We start from the raw sequence: 16,771 nt of genomic DNA, 5'->3' as shown, positions 1-16,771 counted from the left end.
TCAGGCACATCCATTGCCGATGTTATGGCCTAAATAACTATGAGTTAATCTCCACACGCTCTGCGGCGAAGAGTCGCTCATTCTGGCAATGCCAATCCAAATAGTTATTTAGGAATAATGATATGCTTGCATATCAGAGTTAGCCTAGCATTAACCGAGTCATTGATCGATAGCCAAACCGTATTTTTGTTAAATAAGTGAAGAAAGTGTGTGAAAGTGTCGCTTGTGTTGTGGTTACGTTTTACGATGGGGGTCGGGAAAACAACGTAGGAGGGAATCTATGTCATTGCTCAAAAAAACCTTAGCCAGCTTTGGTATTGGTTCAGCAAAAGTTGATTCTGTATTACATCAAGAGGTTCTCTTTCCTGGCCAGAGTGTCAAGGTGACCATTCATGTTTATGGTGGTTCCTCTGAGCAATGGGTTGATAATATCGAACTGAAGTTGTGCTGCCGATATATTGCTGAAGCGCCACAGGAAAGGGGCCAACCATCTGGTCATCCTTTACGACGTATTCCTCAAACTCATGTTCTGGCTCATTGGTCTTTACCTTACGCTTTTACGATTAGTACTGGGGAGACGCGTGATTTTGACATTGAACTACAGGTGCCGTGGAATACGCCGGTTACGATTGGTGACTCGCAAGTTTGGCTAGATACGGGGCTGGCGGTCGCGCTCGCTCGAGATCCTAGTGATAAAGATACGTTAACAGTTAGGCCTGAGCCTTTAATGGAAGGCATTTTTACCGCTTTAGAGCAGCAAGGTTTACGTTTACGTCAGGTTGAGTGCGAGGCGGCCGAAGGGTTTGAATCTCCTTTTGTGCAAGAATTTGAATTTGTTCCCATCGATGGCCCATTTCATGGACGTTGGCGAGAATTAGAGATCGTCGCTTATCGGGAGCGGCACTCGTTACAACTGTGGTTTGAAATTGACCGTTATCAGCGTGGCGCAACAGGAATGCTCGCTAATCTATTGGGAACGGGACAGCTTACTAGGCAACTGACCTTAAGTTCAACTTTGTCTCCTCAGCAAGCGGGAGAAAAAGTATTGGCGTTTTTAGATTCAGCCACTTAATTAGAATTTACACTTTTCAGCTTACACGTGTAAGTTTGATGTGCCATACTGAGGGCTACGAGATGACTCAATATGGGCACCATTATGTCTTCCAGTCAATACAGCACAAAAGAAGAAATTGCGAATGCCATCAGTCATGGTATTGGGTTGCTATTAGGCATTATCGGCTTAGTGTTGCTATTAATAAAAGCGGTTGATCACCGAGCCGATCTTCTCACAATTACCAGCATGGGCCTTTATGGTGGGAGTGTTATTCTCTTATTTTTGGCTTCGACACTTTATCACTCCATTTCTCAACAACGGGTTAAACATTGGCTTAAGGTCTTTGATCATTGTGCCATTTATTTGCTCATTGCTGGGAGCTATACGCCATTTTTGTTGGTCAGCTTACGTACGCCGCTGGCGATTAGTTTGATGATGGTGATTTGGTCTATCGCTTTGTTCGGCATCATTATGAAAGTTGCCTTTATGTCTCGCTTTAAGAAATTCTCACTAGTGAGTTATCTTGTGATGGGGTGGTTATCGCTCATTGTGATCTATCAGCTTGTTCTTCATCTTGATGTGGGTGGGGTGACCTTATTAGCGCTCGGTGGAATTGTGTATTCGCTTGGGGTGATTTTCTATGTTGCAAAACGCATCCCTTACAATCATGCGATTTGGCATGGATTCGTGTTAGCGGGATGCGTATGTCATTTTCTGGCAATCTACTGGTATGTTGAACCGATGTAATTTATCGAGTTTCTAGCTGAGAAATGGTGACCATTAGCTGATAACGTTCCGCAAAAGGAACATCAACTTCAATCGCTTTACCTGCTACCGATGATTTGGGGCGAAGGTAGGTGTCAGCCATGCGTTTGATCGATTGCCAGATGGTGACAGTTTGTTGAGTCAGCTCAACCCCTTGTTCGTCCCAAATGGTTACCGCTAGGCGAATATTAATTACCGATTGGGTGCTTTGGTTCGTGATCGCTGTGGGTAAAATAAGTTTTCCATCACGATAACGGGCACTGCCGAATACGATGTCTATTCCGGACTCAGTGATCTGTAAGCTAGGTTTATGGTCATTAAGTTCCACCTTATATCGTTTCGTGGTGATCAGCGGTGCCGCAGTTGGCTGGATTGAGGTTGACTCTGGGGTTGTTCTTAAGGCCAAATAATGCCAAGTAAAGTCATCATTTAGCTGAATTTGGCGACCATCTTTGAGCGTCACCACTTCTGCGGCTGTGACGAGAGGAAACCAGCAGGCCAGAATTATTGAAAGTAGGTATTTCATGTTTCTCCTTAGCGTCGCCAAAAAGCGGGGAAAAATAGCACTAAAATGGTAAGAATTTCGAGTCGCCCCATCAGCATGCCTAAACTGAGTATCCATTTAGCTGCATCTGGTAGGGGAGCAAAATTACCAGATGGCCCTATCACGCTGCCAATTCCCGGTCCTACGTTTGCCACTGCGGTAATCGCACCTGAAATACTGGTGATGGGATCAAGCCCCATGGCGGAGAGTGAGCCCGCAATCACAATAATAGTAATAAAAAACGTTAATCCAAAAGCGATGACCGAGCGAACAATATCTTCATTAACAGGGCGTTGATTATAACGCTGTACAAACACACCTGAAGGATGAATCAGTTTCATCATTTGCTTATTGAGCAAGGCAAAGCCAATTTGGAAGCGAAAGACTTTAATCCCGCCGGAGGTTGAACCTGAACAAGCACCAGACATCATCAAGAAAGCAAATAATGTCGTGGGCAGGGCCCCCCATGCGGTAAAGTCATCTAAGCCGAATCCGGTTGTGGTGACAACGGAGACGATGTTAAACATGGAAACCCGTAGTGCATCCAATACCGAATAATCATTATGAAGCGTCAGCCATACCGCAACCACTCCGCTGGTAATCATGAAAAGTAGGAAAAACCCTTTCACTTGCGAATCGGTTAATAATTCTTGAATACGACGTTTTCGTAATGCAGAAACGAAGAGTAGAAAAGGCAGCCCACCTAAAAACATAAAGAGCGTTGCTACCCAATGGGCACCGTTTGAGAAATGGTTCATCGAACCATCAGAGGTTGAGTATCCGCCAGTGGATAGGGTGGTAAAAGCGTGATTAATGGCATCAAAAAGGCCCATGCCTGTGAGCATATAACCAACAATACACATCCCCGTTAAAATGAGATACACAGCCACAATGTTTTTGGCGACCGTTTTGGCTCGTGGGCTGCTTTTGTCAGACCAATCGGATGATTCAGTTTGGAATAGTTTCATGCCGCCCACGTTCAACATGGGCAAGACAGCGACGGCCATCACAATAAAGCCGACCCCTCCTAACCATTGTAAAATAGAGCGCCAGAGTAAAATGCTAGGAGCCATATCATCTAACCCACTCAATACTGTTGAACCTGTTGTGGTGATACCAGACATCGTTTCAAAATAAGCATCGGTAAAACTGATGTGGTTGATGAAGACAAAAGGCAGGGCAGCAAAAGCACTGGCAATGGTCCAGACCAAACTGGTGATGAGGAACATATCCCGCACGTTGAGGCGAAAGGTTGCGGTTCGTCCCAGCGTTAAACAGAAAAAGGCCATTAAGTGTGTGATGATAACGGCTTGGGCGAATTCGATGAACCCCTCGGTGCCGCTGACAAAGGCAACCAAGGTGGGGATGTACATGAATAGGGCGAGTTTAGACAGCACTAGCCCGATAACGAATAAGATTGGGCGTATATTCAGCATAACGCCAGTTACCTATAAGAAAAAGGGGCTTGGCTGGAATAAGCTTTCCACGTCAGGCACGTATTTTTTATCAACTAAGAACATCACAACGTGGTCGTCTTGTTCAATAATGGTTCTATCATGAGCAATCAGCACTTCTTCACCGCGCACGATTGCACCAATGGTGGCACCTGGTGGGAGTTTGATTTCTCCCACGGTTCGTCCTACCACTTTGGATGTTGTTTCATCGCCATGAGCAATGGCTTCGATCGCTTCTGCCGCTCCACGACGTAGCGATGACACGTTGACAATGTCAGCACGACGAACATGAGTAAGCAATGCCGAAATGGTAGCTTGTTGTGGCGAAATGGCTACGTCAATTACTCCACCTTGAACAAGGTCAACATAGGCACTGCGTTGGATCAGTACCATCACTTTTTTCGCGCCCATACGTTTAGCAAGCATGGCCGACATAATATTGGTTTCATCTTCATTGGTGAGTGCAATGAACACATCAACTTGATCAATATTTTCTTCAGAAAGCAGCTCTTGATCGGCAGCATCACCACAAAAAACAATGGTGTTTTCTAACTCTTCAGAAAGTTGTTCGGCTCGTTGGTAATCACGTTCAATGAGCTTCACGCTATAGGTATGCTCTAAACGTTTCGCTAAACTGGAGCCAATATTGCCACCGCCTACAATCATGAGACGACGATACGGTTTTTCTAGCCGCTGTAATTCACTCATGACTGAGCGAATATGGTTACTAGCAGCAACAAAAAATACCTCATCATCGGCTTCAATAATGGTGGTGCCTTGTGGGCGAATGGGGCGACCTTGGCGGAATATGGCAGCAACACGGGTATCAATATGTGGCATGTGTTCACGTAGGGCGGATAACGCATTCCCAACCAAAGGTCCGCCATAGTAGGCTTTAACGGCCACCAGACTCACTTTTTCCTGCGCAAAACTTACCACTTGCAGTGCGCCAGGATATTGCACTAAACGCTCGATATAGCTAGTGACTAACTCTTCAGGGGCGATTAGGTGATCAACAGGAACAGCACCAGATTGAAATAAGGCTTCTTTTTCTTGCAAATATTCAGGGGAACGAATACGAGCCACTCGGTTCGGGGTATTAAAAAGGGTAAAGGCCACTTGGCATGCGGCCATATTGGTTTCATCGGTATTGGTTACTGCAACCAACATATCCGCGTCTTGTGCCCCTGCTTCCCTTAATACATTGGGATGGCTTGCATGACCATTAACCACTCGTAAGTCGTATTTATCTTGTAACTCACGTAACCGTTCTGAACTTTTATCGACAACGGTAATGTCGTTGTTCTCACCGACTAAGTTCTCAGCGAGTGTGCCCCCAACTTGCCCGGCACCAAGAATGATGATTTTCATACCTTGTACTCTTATTATTCACCCATCAACCGCCAATGAAATCTGGTTGATAATGTGCAGACCCTATTATGCTTGTTTGTGGAGAACGGCGTAGTAAAAACCGTCCATATCTTCTTCGCCCGGTAATATTTGTCTTCCCGGTTGGCTGGGATCCGATCCTACTAATTGTGCATTGGTGGTCCGCGCTAAAAATGCTTTTATCTGCTCGCTGTTTTCTTGTGGTGTAATCGAACAGGTGGCATAAACCATAGTGCCACCGACTTTTAACTGTTTCCACATCGCATCCAGAATTTCACTTTGTAATTGAGCCAATGCCTCAATATCGCTCCCACGACGTAGCCACTTAATATCAGGATGACGACGAATGACACCCGTTGCTGAACAAGGAGCATCAAGCAAAATACGATCAAATTGCTCTCCTTGCCACCACTCTTCGGGGTAGCGAGCGTCACCACAAATAACATCGGCACGCAATTGCAGCCGCTCTAGATTGTCATAGACTCTTTCAAGACGTTTTGGATCGCTATCGATTGCCACCACTTCAGTATCGTGAGTATGTTCTAAAATGTGTGCGGTTTTACCCCCTGGCGCGGCGCAGCAATCTAAAATCAACTCCCCTTCTTGAGGCTGTAAGTAGTCAACGGCTAGTTGGGCGGCGGCATCTTGTACAGACACCCACCCTTTATCAAAACCAGGCAATACGCTGACATCGCAAGGAGAGGCTAATTTTATGGCGTCAGAGGCTTGAGTGTGCTCGGTGAATTCAATGTTTTCATTTTCTAGCAGTGTAAGATATTCATCTCTGGTGTGATATTGGCGGTTAACACGTAGCCACATGGGAGCTTTACTGTTATTGGCTTCAATAATCTGTTCCCATTGCTGTGGATACGCTTCTTGTAATAGCTTGAGTAACCAACTGGGATGGCCATATTTACCCGCATTGTGACTAACGGAGATGGCATCTAACGTTTCCTGATCTCGTAAATAGCTGCGTAAAACGGCATTAATTAAGCCGCTTAAGTTACTTCCTCGCAGTATTTTTGTTCCTTCAACCGTCTCGGCAACCGCAGCATGGGAAGGAATGCGCATAAAACTGAGTTGGTAAATACCCACTAAAATGAGATGGTGAAAAACGCGTTTCTTACCTTTTAATGGGTTATCCATCAGTTCATTGGCAATGGATTCTAAGCGTGGTAAATAACGCAATGCGCCATAGCAAATTTCTTGTAAAAGCGCATAGTCTCTTGGACGAATCGTTTTCTGTGCCGCTGGAAGAGCGTGCGAAAGAGAGTGGCCTTTATCAACCACTTGGAACAATACATTGGCTGCCGCAGCGCGAACATTCATGAGCAATACCGAATTGAAAATAAAAATAATGAGGACATCTCTGCCCTCGTTAAGGTTTAACTGAGTTGGCTACCGACTTCAAACCAACTTGCACGAGCATTGAGAATATCCTGCACTGGCATGGCTTTTTTTCCAGGTACTTGCAACTGTTCAAGAACCAGTAAGCCGTTGCCTGTGGCAACATAAATGCCGGATTTGTCTGCTTGAATAATCGTCCCCGGTGCTTGATCACAAGCTCGAGGATCTACTCGGCTTTGCCATACTTTTATCGTATTGTCAGCGACACCGAAATGACTCATGGGCCAAGGGTTAAAAGCACGTACGCAGCGTTCGATAAAGGCGGCTTCTTGTGTCCAATCGATTTTCGCTTCTTCTTTACTCAGTTTCTGAGCGTAATTGGCTTTGTCATCATCTTGCTTGATTGGTTGAGTCGTACCGTTGGCAATATCAGTAAGGCAGTCAATCAATGCGTCCGGACCTAGCGCCGCTAATTTTTCGTACATAGAAGCGCTAGTGTCTGTCTCTGAGATAGGCAGGGTCGCAATTTTTAACATATCCCCCGTATCAAGGCCGACATCCATTTGCATAATTGTGACCCCCGTTTCTTGGTCTCCCGCCCAGATTGAGCGTTGAATCGGAGCCGCTCCTCGCCAGCGGGGCAAAATAGAGCCGTGTACGTTAATACACCCCAATTTTGGGAGGTCGAGTACTGCCTTTGGTAATAATAACCCATATGCAACAACGACCATTAAGTCAGCATTGAGTTCAGCAAGTTGTTGCTTCGCTTCATCAGACTTAAAATTTTCAGGTTGATAGACTGGAATATTATGTTCAATAGCAATATGTTTTACCGGGCTAGCCGTCAACTTCTTTCCTCGCCCTGCAGGACGATCTGGTTGAGTATAGACCGCAATCACTTCGTGCTCCGAAGACAACAACGCCGCCAAATGACGGGCGGCGAAATCCGGAGTACCTGCAAAGACAATACGTAATGATTGACTCAAGGTAACCTCTCTATTCGAGTTATTGATTTTTCTCGTTGAAACGCTTAATTTTTTCCAACTTCTCTTTGATGCGTTTGCGCTTTAATGGCGACAAATAGTCGACAAACAGTTTGCCTTCTAAGTGATCAAGCTCATGTTGAACACAAATGGCCAGCAAATCATCGGCATCAAAGGTGAACTCTTCACCTTCTCGGTTGAGCGCTTTAACTGTGACCTCTGCTGCACGAGGCACAAGAGCCCGCGCGCCAGGGACAGACAAACATCCTTCTTCAATACCGTCTTCACCACGCTTTTCTAAAATTTGTGGATTGATCAGTACCATAGGTTGATCGCGGGTTTCTGAAATATCAATCACCACGATGCGTTGATGGATATCTACTTGTGTTGCCGCCAAACCAATGCCTTCTTCGTCATACATGGTGTCTAACATGTCATCGACGATTTTTTGGATTTCAGGCGTGACTTTGTCGACCGGCTTAGCAACGGTGCGAAGACGATCATCTGGAAATGTTAATACTTGTAATACAGACATATACACTCGAAATATTGAACTGTGCCGAAACAGCTTAACGCTTGTTGGCTCAATTCTAGACATTTTATGACCTAAATGACAGCATCGAGCAAAATTTATAGCAAACCTTCTGTTATCTACCGGCCAAGGAAGCAAGGTCATGAGCGTATTCATTCGTTACTATCGTCTTACAGCACTTACCTTCAATATGCTGTTTATCACTCTCTTCTCTCATTTTTCAGTGTTCGCTAGTGAGCCTGCGGTTCTGGCTGTGAAAGCGGATGCGCCGAAAACGTACATTGTGGTGAAAGGCGATACCTTATGGGATATTTCAGCGTTATATCTCGATAGCCCTTGGTTATGGCCAAGGCTTTGGCAAGTGAACCCAGAAATAGACAACCCTCATCTTATTTATCCGGGAGATAAACTAACACTAGTGTGGCGTGATGGGCAGCCAGTGTTAAGTTTGAAACCTATGGTTAAGTTGAGCCCGAAAGTGCGCTTAATGGAAAAGCAGTCATTGCCAACGGTCGAAGAGGGGTTGTTGTTGCCTTATTTATTGTCGGATCGTTTGATCGAAGAGGAAGAGATTGCGCAAAATCCACGAGTGTTAGGTTCGAACGATGGAAGGCAGTATTTAACTAAGCAAGATACGGTCTATATTTCTGGAGAGTCTAGCCATGCTCAATGGGGCATCTACCGGCCAATGACGGAATTTGTACGTGATGATAAAAAAATGGTCGCACTGCGTTTATTAGCGACGGCTGAGCGAGTGGACAGCCAAGATCAAGCTACCGCACTTTCTATTCATCAATTAGCGCAAGAAATCATGGTCAATGATCTCGCTCTCGCTGAAGTGGGGTTGAATCAACTTAATTTATCCACCTCTTTTTTCCCTCGCCCAGCCCCACAGGGGGTTCAAGCAGCCATTTTAGGGACGCTGGAAGGGAGCCAGTATGCAGCAAAAAATCAGGTTGTTGTGATCGACCATGGTAAAGATGATGGATTAGTACAAGGCAGTATGTTTGAGTTGTATCAAGAGGGAGCAATCGTTTATCAAGATAAAGAGGGATATAGCTACAAGTCGAATCGAGGAGAAGCGATTAATCTTCCACAACGCAAAGTGGGTACATTAATGGTGATTCGTCCTTATGATGCATTTAGCCTAGCCTTAGTGACGAACAGTGAATCACCGATTGATCAAAGCACATTGGCTCTAGCTCCTATTGATGAAGCCGTCTCTTCGTCGGTCGCTTCGATACAGTAAATTAATTTGACGAAACCAATGCAACACAAAGATCTTTGTGCATGGCTCGCTTTAAGCTTTACGCCAAAGCTAACGCAGAAGATGATTACCCGACTGTTGAGCTTAGATTCTCTGGCGAACATGCTCGATTATTCCTCTCAACAATGGTTAGCTTTAGGACTGAAGCCAGATCAAGTGGATTATTTGATGCATCAGGCTAAGCGAGAAGTTGAAGCTTGTTTAGAGTGGCAATCGAAAGAGGCTGGGCGACATATTATTGCTTTATATGATGAGCAGCGTTATCCCCCTTTATTACGCGAGGTCGCTTCTCCGCCGAAAGTTTTGTTTGTGGAAGGGCAATATTCGACTCTAGTTCAGCCACAAATTGCGATTGTCGGTAGTCGAGATGCCACGATAGATAATCAGCACATAGCACAACATTTTGCTTCGCAATTAGTGGAGCATGGGTTAGCGGTCACCAGTGGGCTTGCATTGGGAATTGACGGTTATGCACACGATGGGGCTTTAAAAGCATCAGGATCAACCATTGCGGTTCTAGGTTCAGGACTCGAATGTATTTATCCGACGAGGCATCAATCGTTAGCCGAGCGAATAAAAGTAAGTGGAGCTTTAGTGTCTGAGTTTCGCCCTAATACCAAACCAAGACCAGAACATTTTCCGCGGCGTAACCGTATTATCAGTGGTTTATCATTAGGGGTTTTAGTGGTTGAAGCCGCAGAAAAAAGCGGTTCATTGATTACCGCTCGCTATGCTTTGGAGCAAGGACGAGAAGTTTTTGTGGTTCCAGGCCCAATACATATTGCTAATTGTCAGGGGAGTAATCGTCTTATTCAGCAGGGAGCTTGCCTCGTTCAAACGGTGGACGATATCCTTGCTGAAATTACGTCATTGACCCATTGGTCACAAAAATCCACTATTTCCCCTCAAGAAGACCTTTTTTCTCCATCAAATGGTCAAGAAGAATTGCCATTTCCCGAGCTGTTAGCTAACGTAGGAGTAGAAGCGACACCCGTTGATATTCTTGCACAGCGGACCCATATCCCTGTACAAGAAGTCATGATGCAGCTCTTAGAGCTTGAGCTTTTAGGGCAAGTTGTTGCAGTTTCCGGTGGCTATATTCGTAAGGGGAGGGGCAAGCTATGATGGATATTTTGATGTATCTGTTTGAGACGTATATCCATAGCGATGCTGAGTTGCAAGTGGATCAAGATGAGCTTGAGGATGAGTTACTTCGAGCAGGGTTTCACCAGAAAGAGATTTATAAAGCCCTCCATTGGTTAGAAGAGCTAGCTGCATTGCAACAAAGTGATGCACATTCAGCGATGGCAACCTGTGCAGCGACTTCAATGCGGGTATATACGGCTCAAGAGATGGCGCGGCTCGATCTTGAAGCGCGTGGTTTTTTGTTGTTTCTTGAACAAATTCAGGTGTTAACGTCAGAAACTCGTGAGATGGTGATCGATCGTGTAATGGGATTAGAAACCAATGAATTTGAATTAGATGATCTAAAGTGGATTATTCTGATGGTGCTATTTAATGTCCCAGGCAACGAGAATGCTTATACCTTGATGGAAGAGCTTCTATACAGTAAAGAACAGGGTATTTTGCATTAGCATTAATTGATATGAGCAATAAAATTGATCCTACTTTATTTTCTGCTCATGAGCAGGCGTTAACTCATGAGCCTTGTCCTTTATGCGGTGGGGCGTTACAGCTTCGCCGCGCTAAGCATGGCCCTTTTTTAGGTTGTAGCCATTATCCACAATGCGACTATATAAAGCCGCTTCATCAGAATGATGGTCATATCATTAAAGAGTTAGGGGTTCCTTGCCCGGAATGTGGACACGAGTTAGTGCTTCGGCAGGGGCGGTTTGGCATGTTTATTGGTTGTAGTGCTTACCCAGATTGTCGCCATATTGAATCGTTAGATAATGATGTTCAGAACCAGAAAACGGAGTCATTACTTACTTGTCCTGAATGCCATCAAGGGCATTTGGTTGAGCGAAAATCCCGTTTTGGAAAAACCTTTTATGCGTGCGATGCCTTTCCTAAATGTAAGTATGCACTGAATCAGCGCCCTGTTGCTGGAGTATGCGAGCAGTGTGGTTTTCCATTATTAATGGAAAAAAAATTGGCAAGTGGAACTAAATATCAATGTGCAGATAAGAAGTGTGCTCATCTCCAAAATGATTAACGACACAATAAAGCGTCGTTAATTTTTTCTAGGGTAATCGCTAGATAGCGAAAAATCCATTTGTGTTAAACAGAAGAGATACGTTTTTGTAGGGCAGGAAAACGGACGGGATCGAGTATGGTTGCTAATTGATTTAGTTTACGATCGAGCTCTCCCGTATAATCGGCGGTGACATTAATGTGCCCCATTTTTCTTCCTGCGCGTTTCTCTTTTCCATACCAATGAATATGGCAGCCTTCCATCGCCAGTAGTTCATTCGGCAAACTATCTTCACCTAGAACATTGATCATCGCAGTTTCTCGAACCAACTTAGTGCTCCCTAAAGGTAAACCGCAGACAGCTCGTAGGTGATTCTCAAATTGACAGACTTCAGCACCTTGTTGAGTCCAATGACCCGAGTTATGTACCCGTGGCGCAATTTCATTGACCAGTAAGGTTCCCTGCACATCAAAAAACTCTAAGGCCAGAACACCGATATAGTCGAGATGTTCAGCAACTGCTTTAAACATCGCTTGTGCTTGTGCTTGCAATTGAGGGGCATCAATGGCAGTTGATAAGCTCAGCACCCCATCAACATGAATATTTTCAGCAAGAGGGTAAACGGCAATATTCCCATCTCGACCACGAACGCCAACTAAGGAGACTTCTCGATCAAAGGGAATAAACTGTTCGGCGACAATGGCTTGATTTTCTGAGCTGACTAAACATTCCGCCATTTCAGTCCAAATACGCTCGACATCATCACTGGCTTTCAAGCGCCATTGACCTTTACCATCGTAGCCGCCTAAGGCACTTTTCAACACCATCGGCAGACCGATTTTTTCAATGGCAGCAGCAAAGTCTTGGCGGTTATTGATGACTGCGTAAGGTGCATTTCGCACACCTGCTTGATCCAGTAAAGCTTTCTCAAGACGACGATCCCCTCCCGCCTTAATCGCTTCAGTGGTGGGCAGGAATTTACCACTCTGCTCACAGACGGCGAGTACATCATGAGGAATATGTTCAAACTCAGCGGTGATGATGTCAGCTTGCTCAATCGCTTGTGGTAAACCGTGTCCGATTATCGTTTGCGTTAATGGGTGGACAACATGGTTACTGGTTACATCAAAGGCTGAAAGTGTGATGTTCAGTGGTGCTCCTGCGAGAGACATCATGCGGGCGAGTTGACCCGAACCTAACACCAATACATGCATGAATTATTCCTCGGCTGGGTTAGGGTTAGCGAGTACCGCTTGGGTTTGTGCCGTACGAAAGGCTTCTACCTTTGCCATGACACTTTCATCATGAGTGCCGATGATTTGTGCCGCTAGTAGACCTGCATTAGCGGCTCCAGCTTCACCAATAGCCAATGTACCGACCGCAATGCCTTTTGGCATTTGGACAATTGAATAGAGAGAATCTAACCCCGAAAGTGCGCGTGACTGAACGGGTACACCCAGAACAGGAAGAGCGGTAAAGGCTGCAGTCATACCGGGTAAGTGAGCTGCACCCCCGGCTCCAGCAATAATCACTTTTAATCCTCGATCTTTGGCGCTGGAGGCATAATCAGCTAACAAATGAGGCGTTCGATGGGCAGAGACTACTTTAGTCTCGTAAGCGATGCCAAACTGATCGAGCATCTCTGCTGCCAGTTTCATGGTTGGCCAGTCTGATTTTGAACCCATGATAATGCCGACTTTCATCTCAAATTCCTTTAAGCGTGGTAGTTAGGTGAGTGAGCTTGTGCGCATTATACGAGGAGTTTTTTTTGCAAGCAAACGTTTGCGCGGGTAGGGGAGGATATAGACATAATTTATGCTTAATTTGCTTTAGCACTCTGGTCTGATAATTTGTAGACTTAGCTTCCAAGAAATCCTCCATACGACTTTTAGGAATATACGTTGGATAATTTTGAACAGATTTTACATGCCTTACACTCTGGTGAAGTGATTGCTTACCCAACCGAAGGCGTATTTGGGGTTGGCTGCGATCCTGATAATTCTCAAGCGATTGAGAAATTACTGCAATTAAAGCAGCGTTCGGTAGATAAAGGCTTAATTTTAATTGCCGCTAGCTATGAACAACTTCTTCCATATATTGATGAAAGCCAACTCACGTATGAACAACTGATGGCGGTGAAATCGACTTGGCCTGGCCCAGTGACTTGGGTTGTGCCAGCCAGTTCACAAGTCTCTAAATGGGTAAGTGGTCAGTTTGATACGATTGCGGTACGAGTCTCGGATCATCCCTTAGTACAAAAACTATGCCTTGCTTATGGGAAGCCTATTACCTCAACCAGTGCCAACTTATCTGGTCTTCCCTCCTGTATGACGACTGAAGAGGTGATACAACAGTTCGGTGATCAACTACCGGCTGTGTTACATGGGAAAACAGGGGGAAGAAATAAGCCAAGTGAGATTCGGGATGCCAAAACTCAGCAAGTACTGAGACAAGGATGATCTGGAGTAAAGGAATAAGATAATGTCGACAATTGATAAGCAAGCGGTGAAAGACTTTTTACTCCACCTTCAAGATATGATTTGTCAGCAATTAGAAGCAGAGGATGGCAAAGCCAGGTTCGTTGAAGATGAATGGTATCGTGAACCCGGGGAGCGATTAGGTGGTGGTGGTCGAACGCGAGTAATGCGCCATGGTCAAGTATTTGAGCAAGGTGGTGTCAATTTTTCCCATGTTACAGGTCAACAGATGCCCGCTTCTGCAACCGCTCATCGGCCAGAGTTAGCGGGGCGTCAGTTTGAGGCGATGGGGGTATCGCTTGTGATGCATCCGCATAACCCTTACGTTCCTACCTCTCATGCGAATGTGCGTTTTTTTATTGCTGAAAAAGAGGGGGAAGCACCGATATGGTGGTTTGGTGGTGGTTTTGACCTTACTCCGTATTATCCATTTGCTGAAGATTGTCGAGAGTGGCATCAGGTGGCAAAAATGCTCTGTGAGCCGTTTGGCTCTCATGTTTATAATGAGCATAAAGCTTGGTGTGATAATTATTTTTATCTGCCACATCGTGAAGAAACACGAGGGGTAGGCGGACTGTTTTTTGATGATCTCAATCACTGGGGCTTTGAGCGCTGCTTTGACTATATCAAAGCCGTGGGTGAGGGGTATACTCAAGCCTACCTACCCATTGTTGAGCGTCGAAAACAGACCTTATATGGCGAACGTGAACGACAATTCCAACTTTATCGACGTGGTCGTTATGTTGAATTTAATTTGGTTTTTGACCGTGGAACACTGTTTGGTCTACAAAGTGGTGGGCGTACAGAGTCTATCTTGATGTCAATGCCACCATTGGCGCGCTGGGAGTATGACTATCAGCCTGAGAAAGGCAGTGCTGAAGCGAAGCTTAGTGAGTTTTTAGTCCCGAAAGAGTGGTGACAGAAAACAGACCCAATGATAGGGTCTCAACAGAGACCTTTGCTAATAGGCTAGAATATGGATTTTCATCACGATCACTATGCTGTGTTTGGTAACCCTATCGGGCACAGTAAATCCCCTTTTATTCATACGCTGTTTGCTCGTCAAACCAATCAGAAAATGACTTATACTGCCGAACTAGCTCCGGTTGATGGTTTTCAAAAGGCTGTGCAACAGTTTTTTTCACAAGGTGGAAAGGGATGTAATGTTACGGTTCCTTTTAAGGAAGCGGCTTATCAGTTTGCCGATCGTCTTACCGAGCGAGCTCAACTTGCCGGAGCGGTTAATACCTTAAAAAAGCTCGATGATGGAGAAGTGATTGGTGACAATACCGATGGTGAAGGGCTAGTCCAAGATTTATTACAACATCAGGTTATTCTTGATGGCGCTAATATTTTATTGATTGGGGCGGGAGGTGCGGCTCGGGGCGTAATTAAACCTCTTCTAGATCAGCATCCTGCTAATATTACCATTACCAACCGAACATTAAGTAAAGCCGAGCAGTTAGCAGAAAATTTTGCCAAATTTGGCTCTATTCATACGCAAGCTATGAATGAGATAACCCATAGCTTTGATATTATCATCAATTCCACCTCAGCAAGTTTAGAGGGAAAGTTACCTGAGCTATCCTCAAGCATTTTTTCTCCTACTAGTGTTGCTTATGACATGATGTATGGTAAGGGGGCAACCATCTTCAATCAGTGGGCGCTAGAGAACGGTGCTGCCTATGCCTATGATGGTTTAGGGATGTTGGTTGCTCAAGCTGCCGAAAGCTTTATGCTCTGGCGAGGGCTACGTCCAGGGACAAGACAGATTTTGCGAGAACTTAGAAAAAATCTAGCGGGAGAGATATGAATCAGTCGATTCTTTTTCCAGATATCCAGCATTGGAATGAAAAGCTGCAAGTTATAGAGTTTCCAGCTCAGCAAGGTGGGGCACTTATTTCTTGTCAGATCTCTATTCAACAATTAATTCAATATTCTGGGAAAGCGATTAATAGCCCAGAACAAGCTCTTGCGGTATTCGATACAGTACGTTTTGATCTCGAAGAGCTTGCTGAAGTCTTGATTGAAGAAGAAGCTTTTAATCAGCACGGTAATATAGAGGTGATCAGTTGATCATCTCTACGTCATTGAGATACTCATTCTTGGTCTGTACATAGTTGTCTGAAGATTTGACTAAAAATGCGCGTTCCTTATCTGTTAATGGACGAATTTGTTTGACAGGACTGCCCACGTAGAGATAGCCACTCTCCAGTACTTTACCCGGTGGAACTAAACTGCCCGCACCAATCATGACATCACTTTTAATCACCGCACCATCCAATAGAATTGAACCCATTCCGACTAATACTCGATCCTGAATGATGCAACCATGCAGCATGACTTTATGTCCAACCGTAACGTCATTGCCGATCAGCAGTGGGTAACCATCAGGATTCTCATTATTTTTATGTGTGACATGGATCACGCTCCCATCTTGGATATTAGAACGGCTGCCAATACAGATGTGGTTTACATCGCCACGAGCGACGACTAAAGGCCAAATACTCGCATCATCACCAATTCTGATATCACCGACAAGAATGCTAGTGGGATCAATATAAGCACTAGAAGCTATCTGGGGGGAAATTCCTTTATAACAACGAATCGAGCTCACTCTTTTCTCCTTAACTATTTTTATATCATCACTTATTGAGAAGTGTACCCTGAATTAAGCCATAAAAGATGCGTTTTGGGTGAAAAACACGCAGTTAGAAAAAAGGCAATAAAAAACACTTGCCAATGTGATGTTGATCTCTATAATGCCGCCTCGCTGTCACGGGAAAGCGCCTCAGTGCTCACCG

Annotated in this window: 19 protein-coding genes; 10 read left to right on the top strand and 9 right to left on the bottom strand. The window is 44.9% G+C overall.

Features of this window, described 5'->3' with window-relative positions:
• Nucleotides 1–280: 280 nt before the first annotated feature.
• Together EXA13_RS14400 and trhA are read left to right on the top strand one after the other, a co-directional pair.
• Nucleotides 281–1,072 (top strand): sporulation protein, encoded by a 792-nt coding sequence (locus EXA13_RS14400; RefSeq protein ID WP_238133790.1) that lies wholly within the window; start codon nt 281–283, stop codon nt 1,070–1,072.
• Between the two features lie 84 nt (nt 1,073–1,156).
• Nucleotides 1,157–1,801 carry a PAQR family membrane homeostasis protein TrhA gene (gene trhA, locus EXA13_RS14395; RefSeq protein WP_078927484.1) on the top strand — a complete coding sequence of 215 codons (645 nt, stop codon included), beginning with the start codon at nt 1,157–1,159 and terminating at the stop codon, nt 1,799–1,801.
• A 1-nt stretch (nt 1,802) separates the two neighbouring features.
• On the opposite strand, the gene EXA13_RS14390 is transcribed toward trhA, so the two are convergent.
• From EXA13_RS14390 to def, 6 genes are read right to left on the bottom strand one after another with little or no spacing between them, the layout of a single operon-like run.
• On the bottom strand, nt 1,803–2,345 hold the full coding sequence (locus EXA13_RS14390; protein ID WP_238133789.1) for a DUF3157 family protein: 543 nt from the start codon (nt 2,343–2,345) through the stop codon (nt 1,803–1,805).
• Between the two features lie 8 nt (nt 2,346–2,353).
• Nucleotides 2,354–3,799: a TrkH family potassium uptake protein gene (locus EXA13_RS14385; RefSeq protein ID WP_238133788.1), complete on the bottom strand. Its 1,446-nt coding sequence runs from the start codon at nt 3,797–3,799 to the stop codon at nt 2,354–2,356.
• 12 nt (nt 3,800–3,811) lie between these two features.
• The gene (trkA, locus tag EXA13_RS14380) at nt 3,812–5,203 is read right to left on the bottom strand and encodes a Trk system potassium transporter TrkA (RefSeq protein ID WP_303046253.1); all 1,392 of its coding nucleotides are present in this window, start codon (nt 5,201–5,203) and stop codon (nt 3,812–3,814) included.
• Nucleotides 5,204–5,254: 51 nt separating this feature from the next.
• Entirely contained in the window at nt 5,255–6,535 is a 1,281-nt protein-coding gene (gene rsmB / locus EXA13_RS14375; RefSeq protein ID WP_238133787.1) for a 16S rRNA (cytosine(967)-C(5))-methyltransferase RsmB, read from the bottom strand.
• Between the two features lie 56 nt (nt 6,536–6,591).
• Complete coding sequence (gene fmt, locus EXA13_RS14370) at nt 6,592–7,539, bottom strand: methionyl-tRNA formyltransferase (protein WP_238133786.1); 948 nt, start codon at nt 7,537–7,539, stop codon at nt 6,592–6,594.
• Between the two features lie 19 nt (nt 7,540–7,558).
• Nucleotides 7,559–8,071, bottom strand: a complete 513-nt coding sequence (gene def / locus EXA13_RS14365) for a peptide deformylase (protein ID WP_206752144.1) — start codon at nt 8,069–8,071, stop codon at nt 7,559–7,561.
• Between the two features lie 139 nt (nt 8,072–8,210).
• Between def and EXA13_RS14360 the strand changes: the two genes are divergently transcribed.
• From EXA13_RS14360 to EXA13_RS14345, 4 genes are read left to right on the top strand one after another with little or no spacing between them, the layout of a single operon-like run.
• A complete protein-coding gene (locus EXA13_RS14360) occupies nt 8,211–9,317 on the top strand; it encodes a LysM peptidoglycan-binding domain-containing protein (protein ID WP_430794493.1) in 1,107 nt (368 codons plus the stop codon).
• A gap of 18 nt (nt 9,318–9,335) precedes the next feature.
• The gene (gene dprA / locus EXA13_RS14355; protein WP_238133785.1) at nt 9,336–10,460 is read left to right on the top strand and encodes a DNA-processing protein DprA; all 1,125 of its coding nucleotides are present in this window, start codon (nt 9,336–9,338) and stop codon (nt 10,458–10,460) included.
• Nucleotides 10,457–10,930 carry a DUF494 family protein gene (locus EXA13_RS14350; RefSeq protein ID WP_238133784.1) on the top strand — a complete coding sequence of 158 codons (474 nt, stop codon included), beginning with the start codon at nt 10,457–10,459 and terminating at the stop codon, nt 10,928–10,930. The genes dprA and EXA13_RS14350 overlap by 4 nt, the downstream gene beginning before the upstream one ends.
• Nucleotides 10,931–10,941: 11 nt before the next feature.
• Complete coding sequence (locus EXA13_RS14345; protein WP_238133783.1) at nt 10,942–11,511, top strand: DNA topoisomerase family protein; 570 nt, start codon at nt 10,942–10,944, stop codon at nt 11,509–11,511.
• A 65-nt stretch (nt 11,512–11,576) separates the two neighbouring features.
• Here EXA13_RS14345 and EXA13_RS14340 read toward each other — a convergent pair whose 3' ends face one another.
• On the bottom strand, nt 11,577–12,704 hold the full coding sequence (locus EXA13_RS14340) for a 5-(carboxyamino)imidazole ribonucleotide synthase (RefSeq protein WP_238133782.1): 1,128 nt from the start codon (nt 12,702–12,704) through the stop codon (nt 11,577–11,579).
• 3 nt (nt 12,705–12,707) lie between these two features.
• Entirely contained in the window at nt 12,708–13,193 is a 486-nt protein-coding gene (gene purE, locus EXA13_RS14335; protein WP_238133781.1) for a 5-(carboxyamino)imidazole ribonucleotide mutase, read from the bottom strand.
• 198 nt (nt 13,194–13,391) lie between these two features.
• Here purE and EXA13_RS14330 point away from each other — a divergent pair, with 198 nt between their 5' ends.
• The 4 genes from EXA13_RS14330 to EXA13_RS14315 are packed head-to-tail and all read left to right on the top strand — an operon-like array spanning nt 13,392 to nt 16,043.
• The gene (locus EXA13_RS14330) at nt 13,392–13,949 is read left to right on the top strand and encodes an L-threonylcarbamoyladenylate synthase (RefSeq protein WP_238133780.1); all 558 of its coding nucleotides are present in this window, start codon (nt 13,392–13,394) and stop codon (nt 13,947–13,949) included.
• A gap of 22 nt (nt 13,950–13,971) precedes the next feature.
• Nucleotides 13,972–14,886, top strand: a complete 915-nt coding sequence (gene hemF / locus EXA13_RS14325) for an oxygen-dependent coproporphyrinogen oxidase (RefSeq protein ID WP_238133779.1) — start codon at nt 13,972–13,974, stop codon at nt 14,884–14,886.
• A 57-nt stretch (nt 14,887–14,943) separates the two neighbouring features.
• Nucleotides 14,944–15,780 carry a shikimate dehydrogenase gene (aroE, locus tag EXA13_RS14320; protein ID WP_238133778.1) on the top strand — a complete coding sequence of 279 codons (837 nt, stop codon included), beginning with the start codon at nt 14,944–14,946 and terminating at the stop codon, nt 15,778–15,780.
• The gene (locus EXA13_RS14315; RefSeq protein WP_238133777.1) at nt 15,777–16,043 is read left to right on the top strand and encodes a DUF1488 domain-containing protein; all 267 of its coding nucleotides are present in this window, start codon (nt 15,777–15,779) and stop codon (nt 16,041–16,043) included. The genes aroE and EXA13_RS14315 overlap by 4 nt, the downstream gene beginning before the upstream one ends.
• Here EXA13_RS14315 and EXA13_RS14310 read toward each other — a convergent pair.
• On the bottom strand, nt 16,036–16,584 hold the full coding sequence (locus EXA13_RS14310) for a gamma carbonic anhydrase family protein (RefSeq protein WP_238133776.1): 549 nt from the start codon (nt 16,582–16,584) through the stop codon (nt 16,036–16,038). The two genes, EXA13_RS14315 and EXA13_RS14310, sit on opposite strands and share 8 nt — an antisense overlap.
• Nucleotides 16,585–16,771: the final 187 nt, after the last annotated feature.

Origin of the sequence: Vibrio cincinnatiensis, from assembly GCF_022113815.1 — a bacterium.
Classification (GTDB): Bacteria; Pseudomonadota; Gammaproteobacteria; order Enterobacterales; family Vibrionaceae; genus Vibrio; species Vibrio cincinnatiensis_A.
Note: the sequence above shows the minus strand (reverse complement) of the source record. Positions and strands in the feature narration are given on the sequence as shown.